The organism is Nonomuraea sp. LPB2021202275-12-8 (assembly GCF_037044575.1).
Classification (GTDB): Bacteria; Actinomycetota; Actinomycetes; order Streptosporangiales; family Streptosporangiaceae; genus Nonomuraea.
Map to the genome: position 1 here is coordinate 1 of NZ_JBAHWD010000028.1, position 22,219 is coordinate 22,219.

Here is a 22,219-nt window from a genome sequence, read left to right on the forward strand (position 1 = left end):
ACGGTCCCCTGCCTTCGACTTGATGGCATAGTCGCACCATGGACCTCTTGTCGCACTTTCACCGTGAGATCGAGGGTTTCGAGACCGCCGCCCGCGCGGGCGCGTCCCGCCTGGTCCCGTCGTGTCCCGGCTGGGCCATGTCCGACCTGGTGCTTCACCTCGGTGGCGTCCACCGGTTCCTGACCAAGCTGATCGACGATCGGCGCACCGAACCTCCCGCGCCCCCGGACCCCGCCGATCTCGGCCTGCCCGACGACCGCGACGGCTGGCCCGCCCCCGGCGCCTCCACCCCGGCGGCCGAGCCGATGCCCGCCACCCTGATCGACTGGTTCGCTCGGGGAGCGACCGCCCTGGAGGCGCGCTTCCGCGATCGAGACCCCGCCGAGCCGGTGTGGACCTGGTCCGAAGAGCAGACCGTCGGCTTCTGGCTGCGCATGCAGACCATCGAGGCGGCCGTGCACCGCTGGGACGCCCAGGGCGCGTCGGGCGAGGTCCGGCCGGTCGACGCCGAGCTGGCCGCCGACGCCGTCGCCCAGACCTTCGAGATCATGGCCCCCGCCCGCCGAGCCAGGCTGGGGGCGCCCGCCGGGGCGGGCGAGACCTACGGCTTCCGCCGCACCGACGGCCCCGGCGCCTGGACGGTCCGCTTCGACGGCCCGGACGTGCGCCTCGCGACGCAGGCCCCGGACGTCGAGCTCTCGGGCACGGCCTCGGACCTGATGCTGTGGCTCTGGGGACGGATCCCTGCGGATCGGCTCGACGTACAGGGTGACAAGGCGATGCTCGACCGCTACTTCACACTGGTCCCGCCCCTGTGAACCGGGTGCGGCGAGGCGGCCACCGGCTGTGGCGTCGCCCCCGCCAGGCATCTCCTGACGGGCTACCTGAAGCCTCGGGGGCCGGCTGATCGCTCCTCATTCACAGCCGAGACGGTAGCAAGCGAGACGGCGAAGCGGGGAGCCTCATTGCGGCTCCCCGCTTCGGGGCGGTCACACCCTCAGGTGTTACTGGGGCAGCGTACTTATTCGAGAGCTGCGGTATTCCCCAGCGGCGCAGCGCCTTCCCTCCGGACGACCCGCAGGACGACGGCCATGAAACCCAGGCCCACGCCGATGCTCAAAGCGTGCTGAACGACTGCGACCATCGTGTATTCGGCGGTCGCGAAACCTCCGGGCCGCAGAATCACCATCGGCAGCTTCCAACAGCTCCACGCGAACAGCGAGCCTGAAGCCCCGAAAGCCAGCGTCATCGGGATCCACCGCCGAAGCCGGACAGGCCGACGGCGCGTGATCGCCCAGATGCTCCAGGCTCCGAGCAGGACCCACAGTCCCGAACTGGCGTTCAGCAGCCGCCCGTTGAGATCCCAGTGGTCGCGGTGAGCCGGGTCGAGACCCAGCGTCCCGCCCAGCGCCCAGTAGAACCAGAGCAGGCCCAGCCCGGCGGCCACGGCCATCGCCACCGTGACCAGCGTCGATGAGCGGGCAGAGCCGTCCCCGACGTGGCCGCGGAAGGCCCGCGGCCATCTCTCCCTCAGGTAGATCGGCAAGGCCACGGCCAGCCCCACGGCCATTCCGGCGAAGCCGATGGTGAGGAAGACCATCTCCCCTCGCGGAGCCGATGCGGAGCCGTCGCCTCCACCCAGGTCGATCCCTAGTGCGCCGAGGACACCACTGATCACCGTGTAGGGAAGCATCGGGACAGGAAGCCCGCACCCACCCAGGAAAAGAAGATCACCGGTACGGCGGGCAGCCGACGGCCCCATCGTTGGGCAAGCGCCAGCCCCAGCGCGATCCCGGTCACCGCCATCACCACTGTGACGGCGTTCAGCAGCACCCAGTCGGCGGTGCCGTAGTCGTCCGGACCGTGCCCGAGCAAGGCCGCGGCGACCCAGACGAGCTTGACTGCCAGGTAGAGCGACATGCTGAGAGCCGCGGCGTAGCCAGCGAGCCTGCGCACCGCGCTCCATCGCGCACTCATACTCATCGCGGCGGGAACCCCCGCCGAACCTTGTGTCACCTGAACCCGAACCTCCTGAGCCGACCGATCTTGACGCCGTCGAGTCTTCCGGAGTCGTCGATCGGACAGGATCCCCCAAAGGTGTGAAACGCCGGTGATCCCTTCCCCCGTGCGAGGGAAGGGATCACCTTCGGGTGCCTAACAGGCCACTTCCCCGCCCGCCGAGAGTTGCATTAGATGCATGGATCGGTGACAGGAAAGGCCTGGTGCTGGATCTCGCCGGGCGCCAGGCCTCTGACCTGCTGACTTTCAATCGATGAGGGCCCGTTTTCAGCTGCAGCCGCTGGTCGAGCCGCAGCCCTCGCAGACGTAGCAGCTGCCCGCCGGCCGCATCTTGGTGCCGCACGTCATGCACAGCGGCGCGTCGGCCGTGAAGCGCTGGTGGCTCTCGAGCGTCAGCTCCTTGACCGGCTCCGGCTTGGGCTTCTCCTCGATCGGCGCCGACTGGGCCAGCGCCTCGCGGTCGACCGTCTCCTGCAGCGCCGCCGGGTCCTCCCCGCGCTGCTGCGCGGCCCGCTCCGTCGCCGAGAAGATGCCCAGCGCCGCCCGCTCGTCGTAGGGCAGGTGGTCCAGCGCCAGGCGGCGGAAGATGTAGTCCATCACCGAGGTGGCCATCCGGATGTCCGGGTCGTCAGTCATCCCGGCGGGCTCGAAGCGCATGTTGACGAACTTGCTCATGTACGTCTCGAGCGGCACTCCGTACTGCAGGCCGATCGAGATCGCCACGGAGAAGGCGTCCATGACGCCCGCCAGCGTCGAACCCTGCTTGGACATCTTGAGGAAGACCTCGCCGAGGCCGTCGTCAGGGTAGGAGGAGGCCGTCATGTAGCCCTTGGCGCCGCCCACGGTGAACCGGGTCGTCGTGCTGGGCCGCTGGTTGGGCATCCGGCGCCGGGTCGGCCGGTTGACCTCGATCACCTTGACCTCGGGCTCGGTGGCCTTGGCCTCTTCCTTCTTGCTGCCCCCGGCCGACAGCGGCTGGCCCACCTTGCAGTTGTCGCGGTAGACCGCCAGCGCCTTGAGCCCGAGCTTCCAGCCCTCCAGGTAGACCTGCTCGATGTCGTCGATGGTGGCCGACTCGGGCAGGTTGACCGTCTTGGAGATGGCGCCCGACAGGAACGGCTGCGTGGCGGCCATCATCCGCACGTGGCCCATGGGCGCGATGGCGCGCTCGCCCATCGCGCAGTCGAACACCTCGTAGTGCTCGGGCCGCAGGCTGGGGGCGTCGACGACGTGGCCGTGCTCGGCGATGTACTCGACGATGGCCTCGACCTGCTCCTCCTGGTAGCCGAGCTGCCGCAGCGCGCGCGGGATCGTCTGGTTGACGATCTGCATGGACCCGCCGCCCACGAGCTTCTTGAACTTGACCAGCGCCAGGTCGGGCTCGATGCCGGTGGTGTCGCAGTCCATCATCAGGCCGATGGTGCCGGTGGGCGCGAGCAGCGAGGCCTGCGCGTTGCGGTAGCCGTGCTTCTCGCCCAGCCGCAGGCACTCCGACCACTGACGGGACGCCTCGGCGTGGAGTTTGATGTCCATCGAGCCGATGGTGCGCAGGTCGTCGTTGGCGGCGGCGTGCTTGCGCATGATCCGCTTGTGCGGCTCGGCGTTGCGGGCGTAACCGTCGTACGGCCCGACCACGCCGGCCAGCTCGGCGCTGCGGCGGTAGGACACACCCGTCATCAGCGACGTGATCGCCCCGGCCACCGCCCGGCCGCCGTCGGAGTCGTAGGCGTGGCCGGTGGCCATGAGCAGCGCGCCCAGGTTGGCGTAGCCGATGCCGAGCTGCCGGTAGGCGCGGGTGGTCTCGCCGATCTTCTCGGTCGGGAAGTCGGCGAAGGTGATGGAGATGTCCATCGCCGTGATGATCAGCTCGGTCAGCTTGACGAAGTTCGCGACGTCGAAGGAGTCGTCGTCCCTCAGGAACTTCAGCAGGTTGATGCTGGCCAGGTTGCAGGAGGAGTTGTCCAGGTGGACGTACTCGCTGCACGGGTTGCTCGCGGTGATGCGCCCGGTCTCGGGGGTGGTGTGCCAGTCGTTGATCGTGTCGTCGTACTGCACGCCCGGGTCGGCGCACTCCCACGCCGCCTTCGCCATCTTGCGGAACAGGTCCCGCGCGTCGACGGTCTCGATCACCTCGCCGGTCAGGCGGGCACGCAGGCCGAACTTGTCGCCCTTCCCGACGGCGCGCATGAACTCGTCGGAGACGCGCACCGAGTTGTTCGCGTTCTGGTACTGGACCGAGACGATGTCCTTGCCGCCCAGGTCCATGTCGAACCCGGCGTCGCGGAGCGCGCGAACCTTGTCCTCCTCGCGCGCCTTCGTCTCGATGAACTCCTCGATGTCCGGGTGGTCCACGTCGAGCACGACCATCTTGGCCGCCCTGCGGGTGGCGCCGCCGGACTTGATGGTGCCCGCGCTCGCGTCCGCGCCGCGCATGAACGACACCGGGCCGCTGGCCGTACCGCCGCTGGAGAGCAGTTCCTTGGAGGAGCGGATGCGGGAGAGGTTGACCCCCGAGCCCGAGCCGCCCTTGAAGATCACACCCTCTTCCTTGTACCACTCCAGGATCGACTCCATCTGGTCGTCCACGGCCAGGATGAAGCACGCCGACACCTGCTGCGGCGACTGGGTGCCCACGTTGAACCAGACCGGCGAGTTGAAGGCGAACACCTGGTGGACCAGGGCGTGCTTCAGCTCGTGGTCGAAGATCTCGGCGTCCTCGTCGGAGGCGAAGTAGCCGTGCTCGATGCCGGTCCTGGTGTAGACGCCGACGACGCGGTCGACGAGCTGCTTCAGGCTCCACTCACGCTGCGGCGTGCCCACGGCGCCGCGGAAGTACTTGGTGGTCACGATGTTGGCCGCGTTGACCGACCAGAACTCTGGGAACTCGACGCCCCGCTGTTCGAAGTTGATCGAGCCGTCGCGCCAGTTGGTCATGACGACGTCGCGGCGCTCCCACGTGATGTCGTCATACGGGTGCACGCCGGGCTTGGTGAAGATCCGCTTCATCTTCAGGCCCTTGCGGGGACGCTTGCCTCCGCGCGCCACTGAACCGCTGGACGTCTCCGTCATGACTCCCCCTTCTCCGCCTTCAACTGTTCGATCTCGGCCTCGAAGTCCGCCAGGCTTTCGAAACCGCGATATACCGATGCGAACCGCAAATAAGCCACCTCGTCCAGCTCGCGCAGCGGCCCGAGGATCGCCAGCCCCACCTCGTTGGAGGCGATCTCTGCCGCGCCCCTGGCCCGGATGGCCTCCTCGACGCTCTGGCCGAGCTGTGCCAGGGAGTCCTCGCTGACCGGCCTGCCCTGACAGGCCCGCCGCACGCCCGCGACGACCTTCTCCCGCGAGAATGGCTCCGTCACTCCGCTGCGCTTGCTCACCATGAGCAGTACGGTCTCCTGCGTGGTGAACCGGCGACCGCAGTCGGGACACGTCCGCCGACGCCTGATCGCCGCGCCGTCCTCGGTGGAACGGCTGTCGATGACCCTGGTGTCAGGGTGGCGGCAGAACGGACAGTGCACGCTTACGCCTCCTCCGAACCGGGGTCACCACCGGCGCGAAACCCGCGTCACCGTACGCTCTCGCACGCGCCACGGCTTGCCATGGTGCGGTCACAGAAACACAAGGTGTGGTGAACTACATCGGTGTAACTACTAGATGTTGTGGTCCAACCGTAGGAGGGTGCGACCATGAACGCAAGTTGAAGGGGCGCGTTCGCGTGGAAGTCGCTGATCAGCCCCGGCCTCGAATTTCTTCCCGGGCGTGTCGCCTCGCGCGTCACCTTCGTTGCTGCGCGCCACGCCGGTGAACCGCGCTCACAGCAGGCTCGACCGTCCGCGCCGGTCACTCATTTTCCCGCCTGTTAAGGCGTGGCGAGACCGGGTGGCACGTAGAGGCGAGCGCCGGTCCGCACCAGGGAGCCGCTGAGACCGTTGAGCCGCTGGATCTCGGTCGCGACGACCGCCGGGTCGTCGCCCGGGCCGGCCATGGCGTCGGCGATCGTCCAGATGGTGTCCCCCTTGTGGACCTCCACCCACGGCAGGCGCGCGCCGGCCGGCGTGACGGCCTCCGCGGACGCGTGACTCGCCGCCCGCGTCCCGAGCCAGAACCCGCCGAGCGAGAGCAGGGCCATGCCCATGACGAGTACGGCGCGGCCACGGCGGGTCAGGCGCACCGGAGGCTTGGGCGGCCTCGGAGCGTCGACCAGGACCGCGCCGTCGTTGGGGCCGCCCGCGGGGCCGCCCTTGGGAGCGCGCCCTCCCCGGCCGGAAAGGGCCTCGTCGCCGCGCGACCGGATCGCCGTCCCGCCGCGACGCGAGCGGCCGCCACGCCCCGGACGCCGGCCGCCGCGCGAGTCATGGACGGCCATGCCACCCCGAGAGGCGCCTGCCTCCGAGGAGAGGCCGCCGCTCTCACCAGAAGCCCGCCGAGGCGCTCGCGTCCGGCGAGAACTCACACCAGAGCGCCGCGCCTCGCCGGAACTCGCCGGCTCACCGCCCCGCCCGACCTCTGTCCGGCCACGCTCCGGAGGCGTGTCCTGCGCCATCTGGTCGTACGGCCCGTCATCCACCCGCGCACCGCCGCGAGTCGGTGGCACAGCGGCCCGGACCTCATCACGCGCCGCCCGCGCCCCTGCCCATCCCCTACGCACCGGTCGTGCCCCCGCCCGCTCATCGTCAGCCGCAGCCTGTCCCCTGGCCCGCTCATCACCGCGCGGAGCCCGCCTCCTCGCCCGCTCATCACCGCGCACGGCCCGCCCGCTCGCCCGCTCACCGGGCCGCGCATCCCGCATTCTGGCCCGCTCGTCATCACGACCCGGACGCACACTCGCCCGCTCGTCACCGCGCGCACGCCGTGCCTTTGACGGCGGGGCGGGCGTGTCCTGGTCCAGGCGGGGTGGAGGCACGAGCCACAACCGCGGCCTACCCGCGGAGGCCGCGCGGGGAGCTCGCCCGGCGCGGGACGGACGCCCTCCAGGGCCATTCCGCTCCATCGCCTCCCGAGGCTCCGCCCTCACCTCAGGAGCATCGGCGTCCTCGGCGCCGACGTCACCCCTCGACCGCGGAGCACCGATCTCACCCGCGGTGCCGTCGAGATGGTCCACACCCTGGTGTTCAGGACCATCCACACCCTGGAGACTCTCGGACACGTCCATACGCCCGCCACTTTCGCCACCATCCCCGGACGCCTCACGTCGGGCTGCCGTGGGAACGTCCTGACGGCCGTCAGCAGCGGGCAGCTCGCCGCCCGTCCCCGCGACCCCACTCGCGGGAGTGTCATCCCGGCGAACGCCGCCGTCGAAGACACCACCATCAGGACCGCCACCTCGTACCCGCCCGCCCTCGGAACCCGGATCCGTCGCCGAACCGTCGCGAGTGCCGTCCGTGCGGGACTGCGCGGGGTCGTGATCCGAGGTGTCCGCCGGGCCGCCCCTCCCCTGGACAGCCTCCGCCACGAGAGTGAGCCGCTTGACGTCGTCGCTGGTCGGGTCTGTGATTGTGGTCGCTCGCACGATTGACCTCCCGCCGTCGTGGCCGGAGAAACGGCCACATAAAGATCGGCAAATCGAACACGATGTCGATCGAACTCCCGTACGATGTTGTACACCACGCTGCAAGCAAATTCGAGGAAGACTCGAACAATTGTTTGAAGATGATCTTCAACAGCGATACGGTCGCTGTGTGCGACATCAAGACCACGGACCGGGAGGCTCGCCGGTGAGGCGGCCCGCCGGGCGAGGAGGCAGAGCATGAGCGAGCGGGATGACGCAAACGGGGTCACTGACCTCGCGGTGCGCCGACGTGACTCCCTGGGGCTGACCCCCAGGCAGCGCAAGATCCTCGAGGTGATCCGCGACTCCGTTCAGCAGCGCGGCTATCCGCCCTCCATGCGTGAAATCGGCGAGGCCGTGCAGTTGACGAGCACGTCCAGCGTGTCGCACCAGTTGACCGCCTTGCAGCGCAAGGGCTATCTGAGGCGTGACCCGCACCGCCCGCGTGCTCTGGAGGTTCGCCTGCCGGGTGAGCCGGTGCTCTGGGTCGATCCCGACGCGAGCGAGGACGAGGCCCCGGTCAGCAGGCCCACCGCCGCCTATGTCCCGCTGGTCGGCCGCATCGCCGCCGGTGGACCGATCTTGGCCGAGGAGAGCGTGGAGGACGTCTTCGCCCTCCCCAAGCAGCTCGTCGGTGAAGGCACGCTGTTCCTCCTGCAGGTCGCCGGTGACTCGATGATCGACGCCGCCATCGCCGACGGCGACTGGGTCGTGGTCCGCCAGCAGCCCGTCGCGGAGAGCGGCGACATCGTGGCCGCCATGATCGAGGGTGAGGCCACGGTCAAGACCTTCAAGCGCAAGGACGGTCACGTCTGGCTGGTGCCGCACAACGCCAACTACGAGCCGATCCCCGGCGACGAGGCCAGCGTCCTGGGCAAGGTCGTGGCAGTCCTCCGCCGCCTCTGACACCCGCAGGCATTCAGCACGGGTGCCCAGCACGGGCATCGATCCGGCACGGGTGACCAGCACGGGCAGGTAAAGCGGTGTGGTCTTGATGGCCGCACCGCAGCTTGCCCTGCCAGGCAGCTTGCCCTGCCAGGCAGCTTGCCCTGCCACGCGGCGCGTCCGCTTCGGCCGTGCCGTCGCGCGCCGACGTGCGACGATGCGTCCCGGCGTTCTGGGCGTGAGGTACCTCGGCGCGTAAGGGCTTGGGAGTGCATCTACGTACACCATCACCGGGTAGCTAGCGTGATTCCTCCTGGTGACGATGATCCGTAGCGTCGTGGGCATGACACTCATCGAAGCGAAAGATCGCCGCAAGAGCCGCGCCGGGAACATTGCTCTCTGGGTGCTTCAAGTAGTCGCCGCCGCCTGGTTCCTGATTGCGGCCGCCGGTAAGTTCGCCGGCGCCGAACCGGCCGCCTCCACCTTCGAGGCGATCGGCTGGGGCGACTGGTTCCGCACCCTGATAGGTGCTCTTGAGGTGGCCGGAGCCGTGGCACTGTTCGTCCCGGTGCTCGCGGGGCTCGCCGGGATGGCGTTCGCCGGTCTGATGGCCGGTGCGGTGGTGACCGAGGCGTTCGTGTCCGGCGGGAGCGTGGTCATGCCGCTGGCCCTGCTCGTCGTGAGCGCGATCATCGCCTGGGGGCGCAGGGACAGCATCGTCCGGCTGTGGGCGCTCGTCACCCGCCGGTGACCGGACATCCACCGGCGAACCTAGGGTGACGCCTGACACCTGACACCGCCGGGCAACCCTGGGGTGACCGCCCGACACCCACCAGCGACCCCACGGTGACCGCCCGACACCCGCAGACGACCCCACGGTGACAGCCTGATGCCACCGGCGAACCGGCGGTGACTGCCTGACGCTGGTGTGTCGCGGGATGGGACACACCAGCGTGGGTGGACTTGTCCCTCATTTCTAGAATGCTCACGTGAGCGACGCATTCGTAGGCGAAACCATGAAGACGACCAACGATGGACTCAAGTGGGCGAAAGCCGGCCCAGGTGTCATTCCTGCCTGGGTCGCCGACATGGACCTGCCCACCGCCCCGGCGGTGATCGAGGCGCTGCACCGGCGGGCCGACGGCGACCTCGGCTATCCCGTGTGGTTCGACGACCCGGCGAGCGGCCCGCTGGCGGAGGCGTTCGCCGAGCGGATGGCCACCAGGTACGGCTGGAGCCCGGACCCCCGGCTGGTGCGCTCCTACTCCGACATCAACCAGGCACTTCAGGTGCTGCTCCACGTCTGGACCAGCCCGGGCGACGCGGTGGCCCTGCACACTCCGGCCTACCATCCCTTCCTCAGCACGCTTGAGTCGATGGACCGGCCGCTGCGGTCCATCCAGCTGCGGCCTGACGGGGACTCGTGGCGGTTCGAGGTGCCCGACCTGTCCGGGTGCAAGGTGCTGCTCCTGGTCAACCCGCACAATCCCACCGGCAGAGTCTTCAGCCGCGAGGAGCTGGAGGAGCTGGCCGAGCACGCGGAGCGGCACGACCTGATGGTCATCGCCGACGAGATCCACGCCGACCTGGTGTACGAACCGCACCGCCACATCCCGTTCGCGACCATCCTCCCGGACCGCACCGTCACCCTGACCTCGGCGACCAAGGCGTTCAACCTGGGCGGCGTCCGCTGCTCGGTCGCACACCTCGGCGCGTCCGGGGTGCGCGAGGCGCTCGACGCGCAGCCGCCCTTCCTGTTCGGCTCCGCGCACGTGTTCGGGGTGGAGGCGACGGTCGCGGCCTGGCGGCACGGCGACGCCTGGCTGGAGGAGACCCGGGCACTGCTCGACCGCAACCGCCACGCGATCGCCGCCCGCCTGCCCGCCGGCGTCACGTACCGGATCCCGCAGGCCACCTACCTGGCGTGGCTCGACTACGGCCGTCCCGGCGTGGCGGAGGCCCTGGAGCGGGAGGCGAAGGTGCTGCTCAGCGACGGCGCCTTCTTCGGACCCGGTGGCGAGACGCACGTGCGGCTCAACTTCGCCACCAGCGAGCCCGTCTTGGCAGAGGTCCTGCGGAGGATCGCCGCCGCGACGCTATGATCGCCGTGTTCCTCCACCCAGTCTCCCCCCGGCGAGGATGGAATGGCGACGCATCAGCGCGACGGGGCCGATCCGGCGGTCAGAGCGGCGAGAGAGGCCAGAAACGGGCAGATTCTGGCTGCCGTGATCACCGCGCTGGCGGGCGTGGTGGTGGCGGTCATGACCTTCCTGGCCGGCAAGGATCAGGGCGCCAGCCAGGCGGCGAGCACGTCCGCTCCCATCGCGACGGCCACGGTCACCGTCACGGCGGCCGCCACCGTGACCGTGACGGCTGAGGCGTCGCCGGACCCGAGCCGGCCCGCGGCGGCGGGCGGCGGGCACTACCTGGCGGACCTGTCCTCTACCGGCTCCGCGCCGATCAAGGGCTCCCGGCGCGTGGGCGACCAGGTGCACAAGCGCAGCCTCGGTTTCACCACGGGCTGCGGGGAAGGCTCGTCCACCACCCTGTTCAGACTGGACCGCGACTATCAGCGCTTCCAGTCCGTCGTCGCCGTGACGGATGCCGCGAACACGGAGGACACGGTGACGTTCACGGTGTTCGCCGACAGCGACAAGGACGGCCGTGCGGGCGACGATGAGGAGGCCGGTTCGGTGGCGGCCCAGGCCGATCGCCCGGCCTCCCTCGACGTGCGACTCGGCGGGGCCTCCCAGATCATCCTCAGGGTGGAGGCGGAGGCGTGCCTCCGCAGCGTCGCGGTGTGGGGCGACCCTCGCGTCTCGTGACGGCCGGAGATCTTGCGCGGCAATCCTCCCGTCCGAATCACCGCTCGAACCGCTCGACGAACCTTTCCTGGTCGCCACCGCGCCGCTGGACGGGCCTCCGTACGGGTCGGCTACGAACTCGCCGGACGGGTCGTCGTATGGAGGCCTTCCGGTTAGGAGAGCGGCGGCAGATCGGGCGGGCTGGCCGCCGGGCGCTCTTCCAGGGCGGCCAGGGCGAGCTCGATCGCCCTGTCCAACTGCGGGTCCCGCCCCGCGACGCGGTCCTGCGGGGCCATGACCACCTCGATGTCCGGGTCGACGCCGTGGTTCTCGACGCCCCAGCCGTGTCCCTCCAGCCAGAAGGAGTAGCGCGGCTGGGTGACGACGGTGCCGTCGACGAGGGAGTAGCGGGAGTCGATGCCGATCACGCCGCCCCAGGTGCGCACGCCTACGAGGGGGCCGATGGATCGGTTCTTGATGCCTGCGCTGACGATGTCGCCGTCAGAGCCGGCGAACTCGTCGGTGACGGCGACGATGGGGCCTCGCGGCGAGTCGCCGGGGTAGCGCATCGGCTCGTAGCCGCGGATCCGGATCCAGCCGGTGACCCGCCGCGACAGCTTCTCCAGCACCAGCTCGGAGATGTGCCCGCCGCTGTTCTCGCGCACGTCCACGACCAGCCCCTCGAAGGCCATCTCCGTACGCAGGTCGCGATGGAACTGGGCCCAGCCGGAGGCCACCATGTCGGGCACGTGCAGGTAGCCCAGCCTGCCTCCGGACGCCTGCCTGACGTGGGCGCGGCGGCCCTCGACCCAGTCGTGGTAGCGCAGCGGGGTCTCGTCGGCGATGGGCGTGACCACGACCCTGCGCGGGTCGCCGCCCGTCGAAGGCCGTACGGTCAGCTCGACGGGCTGGTTGGCCGTGCCCGCCAGCAGCGGGAGGAGGCCGCGCTCGGCCTCGACGGGGCGGCCGTTCACCGCGGTGATGGCGTCACCGGGACGCACGGCGACACCCGGGGCGAGCAGCGGTGAGCGGGCGTCGTGGTCGGAGGTCTCGCCCGGCAGGATGCGCTCGACGCGCCACACCCCGTCGGGGTCGCGGGCGAGGTCGGCGCCGAGCAGTCCCTGGCGGCGGCGCGGGTCCACGGGCGAGCCGCCTGCGATGGCGTAGGCGTGGGAGGTGCCGAGCTCGCCCTGCACCTCCCAGAGCAGGTCGATCAGCTCGGAGTAGGCGCCGATGCGCTCGACCAGCGGCGCGTAGCGGTCGATCACGCTCTGCCAGTCGACGCCGTTCATGTCCTCGCGCCAGTAGTGGTCGCGCATGAGCCGCCCGGCTTCGAGGTAGCCCTGCCGCCACTCGGCGACGGGGTCGAGCTGGACGGCGACCCGGTCGAGGTCGATGGTGACGACCTCGTCGCCTTCGCCGGCGGCGCGGGTCTGCAGGCCGTTCTTGCCGTTGACGACCAGCCGGGTGCCGTCGCCGCTGACCTCGAAGGCCTTGAACTCCTTGCCGAGCTCGGACTTGGCGCGCTTCTTGAGGTCGTAGCGCTCCAGGATGATCTCGCCGGCGGGTTCCGTACCGTCGCCGAGCCGGCCGGTGAGCGGGTGACGCAGCCAGACCAGCGCGTCCTTGGCGGTGCGCAGGTTGCTGTAGTTCGCGGCGGGCACCGGGACCGGCACCACTCGGGACGGGAGCCCTTCGGGGTCGACCTCGGTGCGCGGCGGCGTGTCGTCCTTCTTCTTCTCGTCCGCCGGCGGGTGGTCGTCCTCTCCGTTGAAGCCGCGCCCCTGCAGGCTCGGGTCGAACGGGGAGGCGGTGGTGGCGCGCAGGGGGACGATGTACGGCCGGCAGCCGGCGGGGAAGGACAGGTCGAACACGTGCGCGTCGTACACCGGGTCGAACGTCCGGACCGACAGGAACGCCAGGTGCTTGCCGTCCTTGGTGAAGACGGGGTTGGAGTCGGAGAAGCGCAGCGGGGTCACGTCGATCGACGAGGTGCCGTCGATGCGGCCGATCTTGATCTGCGACAGGGGTTCCTCGTGCGGGTGCACCCAGGCCAGCCAGGCGGAGTCGGGTGAGAAGGTCAGCCCGCTGATGTCGCCGTGCGCGGTCCGGTCGAGCTCTCTGAGCTGCCCGCTCTCCAGGTCGACGGCGAGCAGCCGGCCGTCGTGGGTGGCGACGGCGGCGTGCTTGCCGTCGGGCGAGGCGGCCAGGGCGAGGACGCGGCCGAGCTCACCGGCGGCCAGCGTGCGGACCTCTCCGCCGGGGGTGCCGATCTCCAGGCCGTCCTCGCCGGTGGCGTCGGACACCCAGATGGCACGGCCCTCGGCGTCGAGCGCGCGCGGCAGCCGTACCCGGACTCCGGGCAGGACGCGCAGCGCGCCGGCGGGGCCGTCGCGGTGGGTGAGCCAGTGGGCGGTGCCGCGAATCTCTACGGCGCTGGCGCGTCCGGTCGCGTCGGGCGAGAACGAGCCGACGCGGGCGGGCGCGGGACGCCGGGCGCGGGACGGGCGGGGTCCGCCGAGTCTGACGTCCAGCGGGCGCGGCTCGGCGTCCAGGCTCTCCAGCAGCCACAGGTCGCCGGCGTGGCTGTAGATGATCCGCTCGCCGTCGGTGGTGGCGTGGCGGGCGTAGAACTCCTCGTGGGCGCTGTGCTTACGCAGGTCGGAGCCGTCGGGCAGGCTCGAGTAGAGGTTGCCGACGCCGTCGGTGTCGGCGAGGAAGGCGATCCTGTCGCCCACCCACATGGCCGCCCAGTGCTGAGCGGCGCTGTCGGCGAACAGGCGGGTGAACTCGCCGGACCCTTCGGCGTCGACCCAGATCTTGCCCGCGGTGCCACCCCGGTAACGCTTCCAGCTGCTCGGCTCGCGCCACATCGGCGACACGGTGACCACCCGATCGCCGCTGGTGGAGACGTCGCTCACCCATCCGTACGGCAGGCGGACGGCGGGGCCTCCGTCGAGCGGGATCTCGTGGGCCCAGGTCCTGATGCGCCCGCCCTGACCGGTGGCGCTGATGGCGCGCACCTGTCCGGCGGCACTCCAGCCGCGCGCCTGGGTCGTCGCGGCGCCCCAGTGGGTCAGCCGCTCGCTCTGCCCCCCTTCGAGCTCGGCGGCGAACACCTCGGGAGCGCCTTCGCGGGTACTGGTCCAGGCGATGCGGCTGCCGTCCGGGGAGAATCTCGGGGTCGAGACGGGGGTCCGGTCGGCGGTGAATCGCCACGCCCGGCCGCCGTCCAGAGGTGCGAGCCAGACATCGTCGTCTGCGACGAAGGTGACCAGGTCAACGTGTAGATGGGGGTATCTCAGGTAAGCGCCAGTTGTCACAGACTGAACCCTAATGGGCGGCACATCATTGGGTTGAAATTATTTTCCGTCCTCCCCGCTGGAGGGGACGCCGTCGGGCGGCTGTGAAGTCTCCGTCAAGACCCGTCACGGACGGGATACGCGACAGAGAGCCAGGGAAGGTGTCTCGCGTCCGCTTCGTGTAGATGTGAGGCATTCATGAAACTGTTCACCCGCGCGCACCAGCTGCCCGGCCGCCTGGCGGCCGGCGCCGTCATCCTGAACTCCGGCATGGGCAAGGTCAACGCCGACGAGGCGGCCGCCGCGGGAGTGCACGGCATGGCCACCACCGCCTATCCCTTCCTCGGCAAGCTGGACCCGCAGCAGTTCACCCGGTTGCTGTCGCGGGCCGAGATCGCGCTCGGCACCGCCCTGCTGCTCCCCGTGGTGCCCTCACTGCTGGCCGGGGCCGCGCTCACCGGGTTCGCCGGAGGACTGGTCGGGCTCTATCTCAGGACGCCCGGCCTGCGCCGGGAGGGCAGCCTCCGGCCCACCCCGCAGGGCATCCCGCTGGTCAAGGACATCTGGCTGCTGGCCATCGGTCTCGGCCTGGTGCTGGAGGAACTCGCCGACCGGGAGGCCGACCAGTATTGATCTCCGCTTGCCGACAGCTAATCCGGACATAAGCGGGTAGTTCGGACAGCATGGCAGAATTCGGGTACACCTTGATGTGCGAGCAGACTCCTGCTCGCCAGCTCGTGGACTTCGCCGCCATGGCCGAGCGGACCGGCTTCGACTACGCCGTCATCTCCGACCACTACTTCCCGTGGCTCGAGGAGATGGGCCACTCACCGTACGCCTGGTCGGTGCTGGGCGCCGCCGCGCAGGCCACCGAGCGCCTGCCGCTGATGACGTACGTGACCTGCCCGATCATGCGCTATCACCCCGTGGTGGTGGCACAGAAGGCCGCCACCATGGCGGAGCTGAGCCAGAGCCGCTTCACGCTGGGCCTCGGCGCGGGCGAGAATCTGAACGAGCACGTGATCGGCGAGGGCTGGCCGCCCGCCGACACCCGGCACCGCATGTTCCGCGAGGCCATCCAGATCATCAAAGAGCTCTTCAGCGGCGACTACGTCACCTTCCAGGGTGAGTTCTACGACGTCGACTCCGCCAAGCTGTACGACCTGCCGGACACGCCCGTCCCGATCGCGATCGCCGCCTCCGGTGGCGCGTCGGCGCGGCTCGCCGCCGAGTACGGGGACATCCTCGTGATCAACGAGCCGATGCCGGAGGTGGTGCGGCAGTTCAGGGCCGACGGCGGCGAGGGCAAGCCGGTGTACGGCCAGCTCCCCGTCTCCTACGACACCGACGCCGAAGCCGCCAAGGAGCGTGCCCACCGCCTGTGGCGCTGGTCCGCCGTGGGCGGCTGGAAGGTCATGGCCGAGCTGCCCGCGCCGGTGAACTTCGCGGCCGCCGCCGGCACGGTCCGGCCCGAGGACGTCGCGCGGAGCGTGCCGTGCGGCGACGACGTGGACGCGGTCGTGGAGGCGGCCAGGAAGTACGTCGAGGCCGGTTTCACGCACGTCGCGCTGGTGCAGATCGGCGCCGACCAGCAGGAGCCGTTCTTCGGCTGGGCGCAGGAGAAACTGCTGCCCGCGCTGCGCCGCCTGTGACGGCGGCGCGGCGCGGGGGATCCGGCCCGGCGGTCAGGGGACGATGTTGACCAGCTTGGGGGCGCGCACGATCACGTTGCGGGGCTCGCCTCGCAGGTGGCCCTGTACCTTCTCCGAGGCCAGGGCCAGCGCCCTCAGCTCGTCCTCGGAGATGTCGGGCGAGACCTCCAGCCGGTCGCGCACCTTGCCCGCCACCTGCACGACACAGGTGACCGACTCCTGCACCAGCAGCGCCGGGTCGGCGACCGGCCAGCCGGCCTTCGCCACCGTGCCGCCCGTGTGCCCCAGGCGCTCCCAGCCCTCTTCGGCGGTGTAGGGGGCGACCAGCGACAGCATGACGGCCAGCGCCTCCGCCGCCTCGCGCACCGCCGGGTCGGCGGCGCCGGGGCCGGAGTCGATCGCCTTGCGGGCGGCCGACGTCAGCTCCATCAGTCGCGCCACCGCGACGTTGAAGCGGTGGGACTCGACCAGCCTGGTGACCTCGTCGATGGTGCGATGCGTGAACTTGCGCAGCTCGAGGTCGCCGCCGTCGAAGGAGACGCCGGGCGGGCTCGCCACCTCGTCCATGACGCGGAAGGCGCGGGCCAGGAACTTCTGCGACGCCGCCGGAGACAGGTCGGCCCAGTCGATGTCGTCCTCGGGCGGCCCGGCGAACACCATGGTCAGGCGCACCGCGTCGACTCCGAAGTCGTCGATCTGCTGGCCCAGGTCCACGCCGTTGCCCAGGGACTTCGACATGGCCTTGCCGCCGTTGATCACCTGCCCCTGGTTGAGCAGCCGCAGGAACGGCTCGGTGAAGCTCACCATGCCCATGTCGTGCAGCACCTTGGTGAAGAACCGCGAATACAGCAGGTGCAGCACCGCGTGCTCGACGCCGCCGACGTACTGGTCGATCGGACCCCACTTGCGGACCTGCTCGACGTCGAACGGGCCCTCGGTGTAGCCGGGCGAGCAGTAACGCAGGAAGTACCAGGACGAGTCGACGAAGGTGTCCATCGTGTCGGTGTCGCGCCTGGCGGCGCCGCCGCACTTGGGGCACTCGACGTTGACCCACTCGGTGGCGCTGGCCAGCGGGGAGACGCCCTTGGGCGACAGGGCCTCGCCGCGCAGGTCGGGCAGCGTGACGGGCAGCTGCTCGTCGGGGACGGGCACCTCGCCGCAGTCGGGGCAGTGGATGATCGGGATCGGCGTGCCCCAGAACCGCTGCCTGGACAGCAGCCAGTCGCGCAGCCGGAAGTTGACCGTGCCCTCTCCCCTGCCGTCGACCTCCAGGACCTCGATGATCTTGGCGATGGCCTCGGTCTTGGTCAGGCCGTCCAGCGGGCCGGAGTTGACCAGCCTGCCCTCGCCGGGGGTGGCGACGCCGGTCTCGCCGGGGTCGGCCAGGCCGGTGTGCACGACGACCTTCACCGGCAGCTTGAACTTCATCGCGAAGTCCAGGTCGCGCTGGTCGTGGGCGGGCACGGCCATGATGGCGCCGTGGCCGTAGTCGGACAGCACGTAGTCGGCGGCCCAGACCGGGATCCGCTCGCCGTTGACCGGGTTGATCGCGTAGCGGCCCAGGAAGACGCCGCTCTTGTCCTTGTCGGTGGACAGCCGCTCGATGTCGCTCAGCTTGGCGACCTCGGCGCGGTAGGCCTCGAACGCCGGGCGCTGTTCGTCGGTGACGATCTCGTCGGCCAGCGCCGCGTCGACCGCGACCACGAAGAAGGTGGCGCCGAACAGGGTGTCGGGGCGCGTGGTGTAGACGTGGACCGGCTCGTCGCGGCCCTCGATCTCGAACAGCACGTCGGCGCCCTCGGAGCGGCCGATCCAGTTGCGCTGCATGGTCATCACGCGCTCGGGCCAGCCGCCCTCCAGCTGGTCCATGTCGTCCAGCAGCCGCTGCGCGTAGTCAGTGATCTTGAAATACCACTGCGTCAGCTCGCGCCTGATCACGTCGGCGCCACAGCGCTCGCACTTGCCGGCCACGACCTGCTCGTTGGCCAGCACCGTCTGGTCGTTGGGGCACCAGTTGACCAGTCCGCCCTTGCGGTAGGCCAGGCCGCGCTCGAAGAACCGGTTGAACAGCCACTGGTTCCACCGGTAGTAGTCGGGGTCGCTGGTGTGCAGGCGGCGCGACCAGTCGAAGGAGATCCCGTAGCGCTTGAAGGAGTTGGCCTGCGTCTCGATGTTGGCGTAGGTCCACTCGGCGGGATGCGCGTTGCGCTTGATGGCGGCGTTCTCTGCGGGCAGGCCGAAGGAGTCCCAGCCGATCGGGTGCAGCACGTTGTAGCCGCGCTGGAACCAGTAGCGGGCGACGACGTCGGCGATCGCGAACACCTCGCCGTGGCCCATGTGGAGGTCACCGGAGGGATAGGGGAACATGTCGCACATGTAGCGCCGCTCCCGGGTGTCGGCGGCGTCCTCGCTCGCCCGGAACGGATCCAGCTCCTCCCATCGCTGCTGCCACTTGGCCTGCAGCGCCTGCGGGTCGTACTCACTCACGGCGGTTGTCCTTCTGATTGACTCGGACCCATAAGAAAACCCCTCGTGTGCAACGAGGGGTAGCCGCGACGGCGAGACTTCAGAGCCGTCGCGGCCCGCTAAGAAGCAGGGTCGCGGAACGCATAGGTCAAGCCTAGCGCACGTCTTCAGGAGAATGCAGGCAGTCGATCGAGGTACGGGGGCACAATGGACTCTTCAGGTCTGGTGAGACCTGATGGTGATCTATCCGTTGTGACCTCATATGTCCCTTTAGAATACTGTCGTCGCCGTGGTGCATCCAGCTGAGCCCGTACGCTCGGAGGCCGACCTGCCTATGCAGGATCCGCCGACCGATCCGCACGGCTTCGCCCGTTTCCCTGCGGAACCGGGCGGATCTCCTGGAAGATCCCATGAGATCATGCACGATACGTCTAATCCGGACAAAACCTCGGGAGGGCCGGCAGCAATGGCAACGGAGAATTCCGGAGCACCGCACCTGCCACCGTCCTGGCCCGAGGCGCCCCAGCGGGAAGCCCCCACCTCGTGGCCGGAGCCCCCGCAGCGCGACGTCCCGGCGTCCTGGCCCCAGTCTGCCGCGGGCCCGCAGCCCGAGCCGTCCTGGGCGGAGCCGGCCCGCGACGACGTGCCCACTTCCTGGCCCCAGACCGCACAGCCGGCCCAGCCTTCCTGGCCCGACGCCACACAGGCCCCCCAGCCCTCCTGGCCCGACACCGCGCAGGCCCCCCAGCCCTCCTGGCCCGAGACCGCCCACCCCTCTCAGCCTTCCTGGCCCGAGACGGCACCGGCTCCCCAGCCCTCCTGGCCCGACGCCTCACAGGCGGTCCCGCCCTCCTGGCCCGAGACGCCGCAGCCCAACCGGGGCGGCCGGCCCGACCCCTCGCACCCCGCCCAGCCCTCATGGCCCGAGACGGCGCAGCCGGCCCAGGGCGGCCGGCCCGCGCAGGGCGCATGGCCGGAGACGCCCGTGCAGGACCCCGTCCCCGCCTGGGCGGAGATTCCGGCCACACCGCCTCCCGGCGCCTGGGCCAACCTCTCCTCCCCCGCCCCCTGGCCGCAGCAGGCCCCCGTGAGCGCCCCCGGCGCCGCGTACAACCCCGCGCCGGCCCCGGCGCACGACCGCGCCGCGCCGTACGACCAGGGCGCCTCGCCCCTCGACGGTCCCGCGCCGTACAACCAGACCGCACCACCACCCGACGGGCGCGCGCCGCGCCACCAGGCCGCGACCCCGCTCGACGAGCGCGCCGTACCGCGCGGTCAGGGCGCTCCCGCCGACGATCGCACCATGATGTACGCCCAGCCGGGCGTCCAGCCGGACGGCCGGGTGGACGAGCGGCCCGCACCGGACGGCGGCCCGCCCGGGGAGCACCAGCCCGGCCACGCCAGGCCCGGTCACAACCTGAGCCGCGACCCCTCCGACCCGGACCGCCCCTTCGTCACGGCGGGCCAGATCAGCGGCTCGCGCACCCCGCCGCCCGAGCGCCAGCAGGAGCTCTGGAACACCGTCTTCGGCGACAACTACCAGGAGATGGGCGAGCCGGAGTCGCTGGACGAGCCGGGCAAGCCCATCTGGATCTACGCGCTGGCCGGTTCGGTGGCCATCGCGCTGGTCGCCGCCGTGCTGTGGGCGTTCCTCGCGGGCCCGCTGGCAGGCGAGGAACCGAAGTCGAACATCCCGGACGCCAAGGCCACGACGTCCGCCCCGGCCACGAAGAAGCCGACGACCTCGCTCGGCCGCCTGCCGACGTACCGGGGCAAGGCCGCGCCGGTGATCGGCACCGTGCCGGACGCCCCGGCGGGCATCACCGTCCCGCGCCTCGGCGGCACCTGGCGGCTCGACCAGCGGCTCACGGTCAAGGGCACCTACGGCTTCGACACCCGGCAGTACTCGTTGATCGACTCGGACACCGCCGGCCAGATCCTCACCGGCCCGCTGCCCTCCAGGCTGTCGTCCTCCTTCACCTCGGCCGACGACCTGGAGCCGGTGATCAAGGCCGTCGTGGTGGACGCGCGCAAGCGCTTCTTCCCGGCCGGCAACAAGGTCCGCAAGATCGCCCAGCAGCCGCTCAAGGTGGGCGACGCCACCGGCAGGCTCATCGCCTACTCGCTGACCTCCCCCACCGAGAAGGCCACCATCGTCACGGCCGCGGTCAACACCGGCGGCGACGTGCCGGCGATCGTCTACATGTCGATCCCCGCCGAGGGCAAGGCGCTGCTGCCGGACGTCAACACCGTGGTGAAGCAGCTCAAGCTCAGCTGACGGGACCGGCCGGCAGGCTCAGAACGTGCACTCCATGTGCTTGATGCCGTTGATGAAGCTGGAGTGGAGCCGGTCGGGACTGCCGCCCTCGATCTGCGGCACGCGGCTCAGCAGCTCGCGGAACATCACCGTGATCTCGCGGCGGGCCAGGTGGGCGCCGAGGCAGAAGTGCGGCCCCGGCCCGCCGAACCCGACGTGCGGGTTCGGGTGGCGGGTGACGTCGAACCGGTTGGGGTCGGCGAACACCTCGGGGTCGCGGTTGGCCGCCCAGTAGTACAGCACCACCTTCTGGCCCTTGCGGTAGAGGTGGCCGTTCATCTCGTGGTCGCGGGTGACCTTGCGGCGCATGTAGTTGACCGGCGAGGCGAGCCGGACGATCTCCTCGACCGCCGTGGCGGTGTGGCCGTCGAAGTCGCTCAGCCACAGTGCCCGCTGGTCGGGGTTGCGGGTGAGCAGGCGCAGGCCGTAGGAGATGGCGTTGCGGGTGGTCTCGTTGCCCGCCACGACCAGCAGGATGAAGAACGACCCGAGCTCCTGCATGGTCAGCCGCTCGCCGTCGATGTTGGCGTTGACCAGCGACGAGGTCAGGTCGTTGGTGGGATGCTCGGCGCGGTGGGCGGCCAGGTCCTGGACGAGCTGCTGGAGCTCCATGCCGGCGGTGAGCAGGCGCTCGGCGATCTGGTTGAGGTCGGGACCGGTGTACTCGGGGTCGAAGCCGCCGAGGATCATGTTGGAGCGGTCGAAGACGTAGCCGTAGTCGCGCTCCGGGATGCCCATCATGTCGCAGATGATCTTCAGGGGCAGACGGGCGGCGACCTCGGTGACGAAGTCGCAACCGGGCCCCTTGGCCAGCAGATCGTCGACGATCCTCGTGGCGGCGCTCTCCACGTCGGCTTCGAACTGCTTGATCATCTTGGGCGTGAAGGCCCGGGAGACGATGCGCCGCAGGCGGGCGTGCCGCGGATCGTCCATGTTGATCATGGAGCCGAAGTATTCGGTGAACTCGGCGGGCATGTCCGGGATGTTCGTCGCGCCGCCGTCGCCGGAGCAGAACACGTCCGGGGTGCGGCTGGCTTCGAGGATGTCGGCATGCCTGACCAGGGCGTAGTAGCCCGGCCCCCGAGGCGCGATGGAGATCTCCATCTCCTCGAAGAAGGCCGGTGTCTCCAGCCCGCGCAGCACGTCGAACGCCTGCCGGCGCTCGGCCATGGGCTTGGCCCAGAAGTTCTGGTCCGACAGATCGAAGTCAACGACGCTCATGA

At 70.2% G+C, this 22,219-nt stretch carries 16 protein-coding genes; 8 read left to right on the plus strand and 8 right to left on the minus strand.

Translation table 11 applies throughout. From position 1 onward, the window contains the following. Nucleotides 1-38 precede the first annotated feature (38 nt). The gene (locus tag V5E28_RS35685) at nucleotides 39-818 is read left to right on the plus strand and encodes a maleylpyruvate isomerase family mycothiol-dependent enzyme (protein ID WP_336213631.1); all 780 of its coding nucleotides are present in this window, start codon (nucleotides 39-41) and stop codon (nucleotides 816-818) included. 203 nt (nucleotides 819-1,021) lie between these two features. On the opposite strand, the gene V5E28_RS35690 is transcribed toward V5E28_RS35685, so the two are convergent. The 5 genes from V5E28_RS35690 to V5E28_RS35710 all read right to left on the minus strand — a co-directional run bounded on the left by V5E28_RS35690 (nucleotide 1,022) and on the right by V5E28_RS35710 (nucleotide 6,388). Beyond that, complete coding sequence (locus tag V5E28_RS35690) at nucleotides 1,022-1,600, minus strand: hypothetical protein (protein ID WP_336213633.1); 579 nt, start codon at nucleotides 1,598-1,600, stop codon at nucleotides 1,022-1,024. 74 nt (nucleotides 1,601-1,674) lie between these two features. Next, nucleotides 1,675-1,956 (minus strand): hypothetical protein, encoded by a 282-nt coding sequence (locus V5E28_RS35695; RefSeq protein WP_336213635.1) that lies wholly within the window; start codon nucleotides 1,954-1,956, stop codon nucleotides 1,675-1,677. Nucleotides 1,957-2,286: 330 nt separating this feature from the next. After that, nucleotides 2,287-5,088: a vitamin B12-dependent ribonucleotide reductase gene (locus tag V5E28_RS35700; RefSeq protein WP_336213636.1), complete on the minus strand. Its 2,802-nt coding sequence runs from the start codon at nucleotides 5,086-5,088 to the stop codon at nucleotides 2,287-2,289. Then, complete coding sequence (nrdR, locus tag V5E28_RS35705; RefSeq protein WP_336213637.1) at nucleotides 5,085-5,540, minus strand: transcriptional regulator NrdR; 456 nt, start codon at nucleotides 5,538-5,540, stop codon at nucleotides 5,085-5,087. Before nrdR ends, V5E28_RS35700 begins: the two co-directional genes overlap by 4 nt. Nucleotides 5,541-5,881: 341 nt before the next feature. Next, a complete protein-coding gene (locus V5E28_RS35710) occupies nucleotides 5,882-6,388 on the minus strand; it encodes a LysM peptidoglycan-binding domain-containing protein (protein WP_336213639.1) in 507 nt (168 codons plus the stop codon). A 1,380-nt stretch (nucleotides 6,389-7,768) separates the two neighbouring features. On the opposite strand from V5E28_RS35710, the gene lexA reads away from it, so the two are divergent. The 4 genes from lexA to V5E28_RS35730 all read left to right on the plus strand — a co-directional run bounded on the left by lexA (nucleotide 7,769) and on the right by V5E28_RS35730 (nucleotide 11,280). Next, nucleotides 7,769-8,476, plus strand: coding sequence for a transcriptional repressor LexA (lexA, locus tag V5E28_RS35715; protein WP_336213642.1), 708 nt, complete (start codon nucleotides 7,769-7,771; stop codon nucleotides 8,474-8,476). Between the two features lie 322 nt (nucleotides 8,477-8,798). Continuing rightward, on the plus strand, nucleotides 8,799-9,206 hold the full coding sequence (locus V5E28_RS35720; protein WP_336213643.1) for a DoxX family protein: 408 nt from the start codon (nucleotides 8,799-8,801) through the stop codon (nucleotides 9,204-9,206). A 238-nt stretch (nucleotides 9,207-9,444) separates the two neighbouring features. Further along, the gene (locus V5E28_RS35725; RefSeq protein ID WP_336213644.1) at nucleotides 9,445-10,557 is read left to right on the plus strand and encodes a MalY/PatB family protein; all 1,113 of its coding nucleotides are present in this window, start codon (nucleotides 9,445-9,447) and stop codon (nucleotides 10,555-10,557) included. Nucleotides 10,558-10,599: 42 nt separating this feature from the next. Further along, entirely contained in the window at nucleotides 10,600-11,280 is a 681-nt protein-coding gene (locus V5E28_RS35730; RefSeq protein WP_336213646.1) for an NPCBM/NEW2 domain-containing protein, read from the plus strand. Between the two features lie 152 nt (nucleotides 11,281-11,432). Here the strand turns inward: V5E28_RS35730 and V5E28_RS35735 are convergent, their stop codons facing one another. Next, on the minus strand, nucleotides 11,433-14,582 hold the full coding sequence (locus V5E28_RS35735; RefSeq protein ID WP_336213647.1) for a S41 family peptidase: 3,150 nt from the start codon (nucleotides 14,580-14,582) through the stop codon (nucleotides 11,433-11,435). Nucleotides 14,583-14,759: 177 nt separating this feature from the next. On the opposite strand from V5E28_RS35735, the gene V5E28_RS35740 reads away from it, so the two are divergent. Together V5E28_RS35740 and V5E28_RS35745 are read left to right on the plus strand one after the other, a co-directional pair. After that, nucleotides 14,760-15,194: a hypothetical protein gene (locus V5E28_RS35740; protein WP_336213648.1), complete on the plus strand. Its 435-nt coding sequence runs from the start codon at nucleotides 14,760-14,762 to the stop codon at nucleotides 15,192-15,194. Between the two features lie 50 nt (nucleotides 15,195-15,244). Next, entirely contained in the window at nucleotides 15,245-16,213 is a 969-nt protein-coding gene (locus V5E28_RS35745; RefSeq protein ID WP_336213649.1) for a TIGR03557 family F420-dependent LLM class oxidoreductase, read from the plus strand. A gap of 33 nt (nucleotides 16,214-16,246) precedes the next feature. Here V5E28_RS35745 and leuS read toward each other — a convergent pair whose 3' ends face one another. Then, nucleotides 16,247-18,700: a leucine--tRNA ligase gene (gene leuS / locus V5E28_RS35750; protein WP_336213650.1), complete on the minus strand. Its 2,454-nt coding sequence runs from the start codon at nucleotides 18,698-18,700 to the stop codon at nucleotides 16,247-16,249. A gap of 445 nt (nucleotides 18,701-19,145) precedes the next feature. On the opposite strand from leuS, the gene V5E28_RS35755 reads away from it, so the two are divergent. Continuing rightward, nucleotides 19,146-20,957, plus strand: coding sequence for a hypothetical protein (locus V5E28_RS35755; protein WP_336213653.1), 1,812 nt, complete (start codon nucleotides 19,146-19,148; stop codon nucleotides 20,955-20,957). 18 nt (nucleotides 20,958-20,975) lie between these two features. Here V5E28_RS35755 and V5E28_RS35760 read toward each other — a convergent pair whose 3' ends face one another. Next, complete coding sequence (locus V5E28_RS35760; protein WP_336213655.1) at nucleotides 20,976-22,217, minus strand: cytochrome P450; 1,242 nt, start codon at nucleotides 22,215-22,217, stop codon at nucleotides 20,976-20,978. Nucleotides 22,218-22,219 lie beyond the last annotated feature (2 nt).

What these genes read in the sequence shown, in the direction of transcription:
- V5E28_RS35685 (WP_336213631.1), top strand. Translation starts at nt 39, where the DNA reads ATGGACCTCTTGTCGCACTTTCACCGTGAGATCGAGGGTTTCGAGACC.
- V5E28_RS35690 (WP_336213633.1), bottom strand. Translation starts at nt 1,600, where the DNA reads ATGGTCTTCCTCACCATCGGCTTCGCCGGAATGGCCGTGGGGCTGGCC.
- V5E28_RS35700 (WP_336213636.1), bottom strand. Translation starts at nt 5,088, where the DNA reads ATGACGGAGACGTCCAGCGGTTCAGTGGCGCGCGGAGGCAAGCGTCCC.
- V5E28_RS35710 (WP_336213639.1), bottom strand. Translation starts at nt 6,388, where the DNA reads ATGGCCGTCCATGACTCGCGCGGCGGCCGGCGTCCGGGGCGTGGCGGC.
- lexA (WP_336213642.1), top strand. Translation starts at nt 7,769, where the DNA reads ATGAGCGAGCGGGATGACGCAAACGGGGTCACTGACCTCGCGGTGCGC.
- V5E28_RS35720 (WP_336213643.1), top strand. Translation starts at nt 8,799, where the DNA reads ATGACACTCATCGAAGCGAAAGATCGCCGCAAGAGCCGCGCCGGGAAC.
- V5E28_RS35730 (WP_336213646.1), top strand. Translation starts at nt 10,600, where the DNA reads ATGGCGACGCATCAGCGCGACGGGGCCGATCCGGCGGTCAGAGCGGCG.
- V5E28_RS35740 (WP_336213648.1), top strand. Translation starts at nt 14,760, where the DNA reads ATGAAACTGTTCACCCGCGCGCACCAGCTGCCCGGCCGCCTGGCGGCC.
- V5E28_RS35745 (WP_336213649.1), top strand. Translation starts at nt 15,245, where the DNA reads ATGGCAGAATTCGGGTACACCTTGATGTGCGAGCAGACTCCTGCTCGC.
- V5E28_RS35755 (WP_336213653.1), top strand. Translation starts at nt 19,146, where the DNA reads ATGGCAACGGAGAATTCCGGAGCACCGCACCTGCCACCGTCCTGGCCC.
- V5E28_RS35760 (WP_336213655.1), bottom strand. Translation starts at nt 22,217, where the DNA reads ATGAGCGTCGTTGACTTCGATCTGTCGGACCAGAACTTCTGGGCCAAG.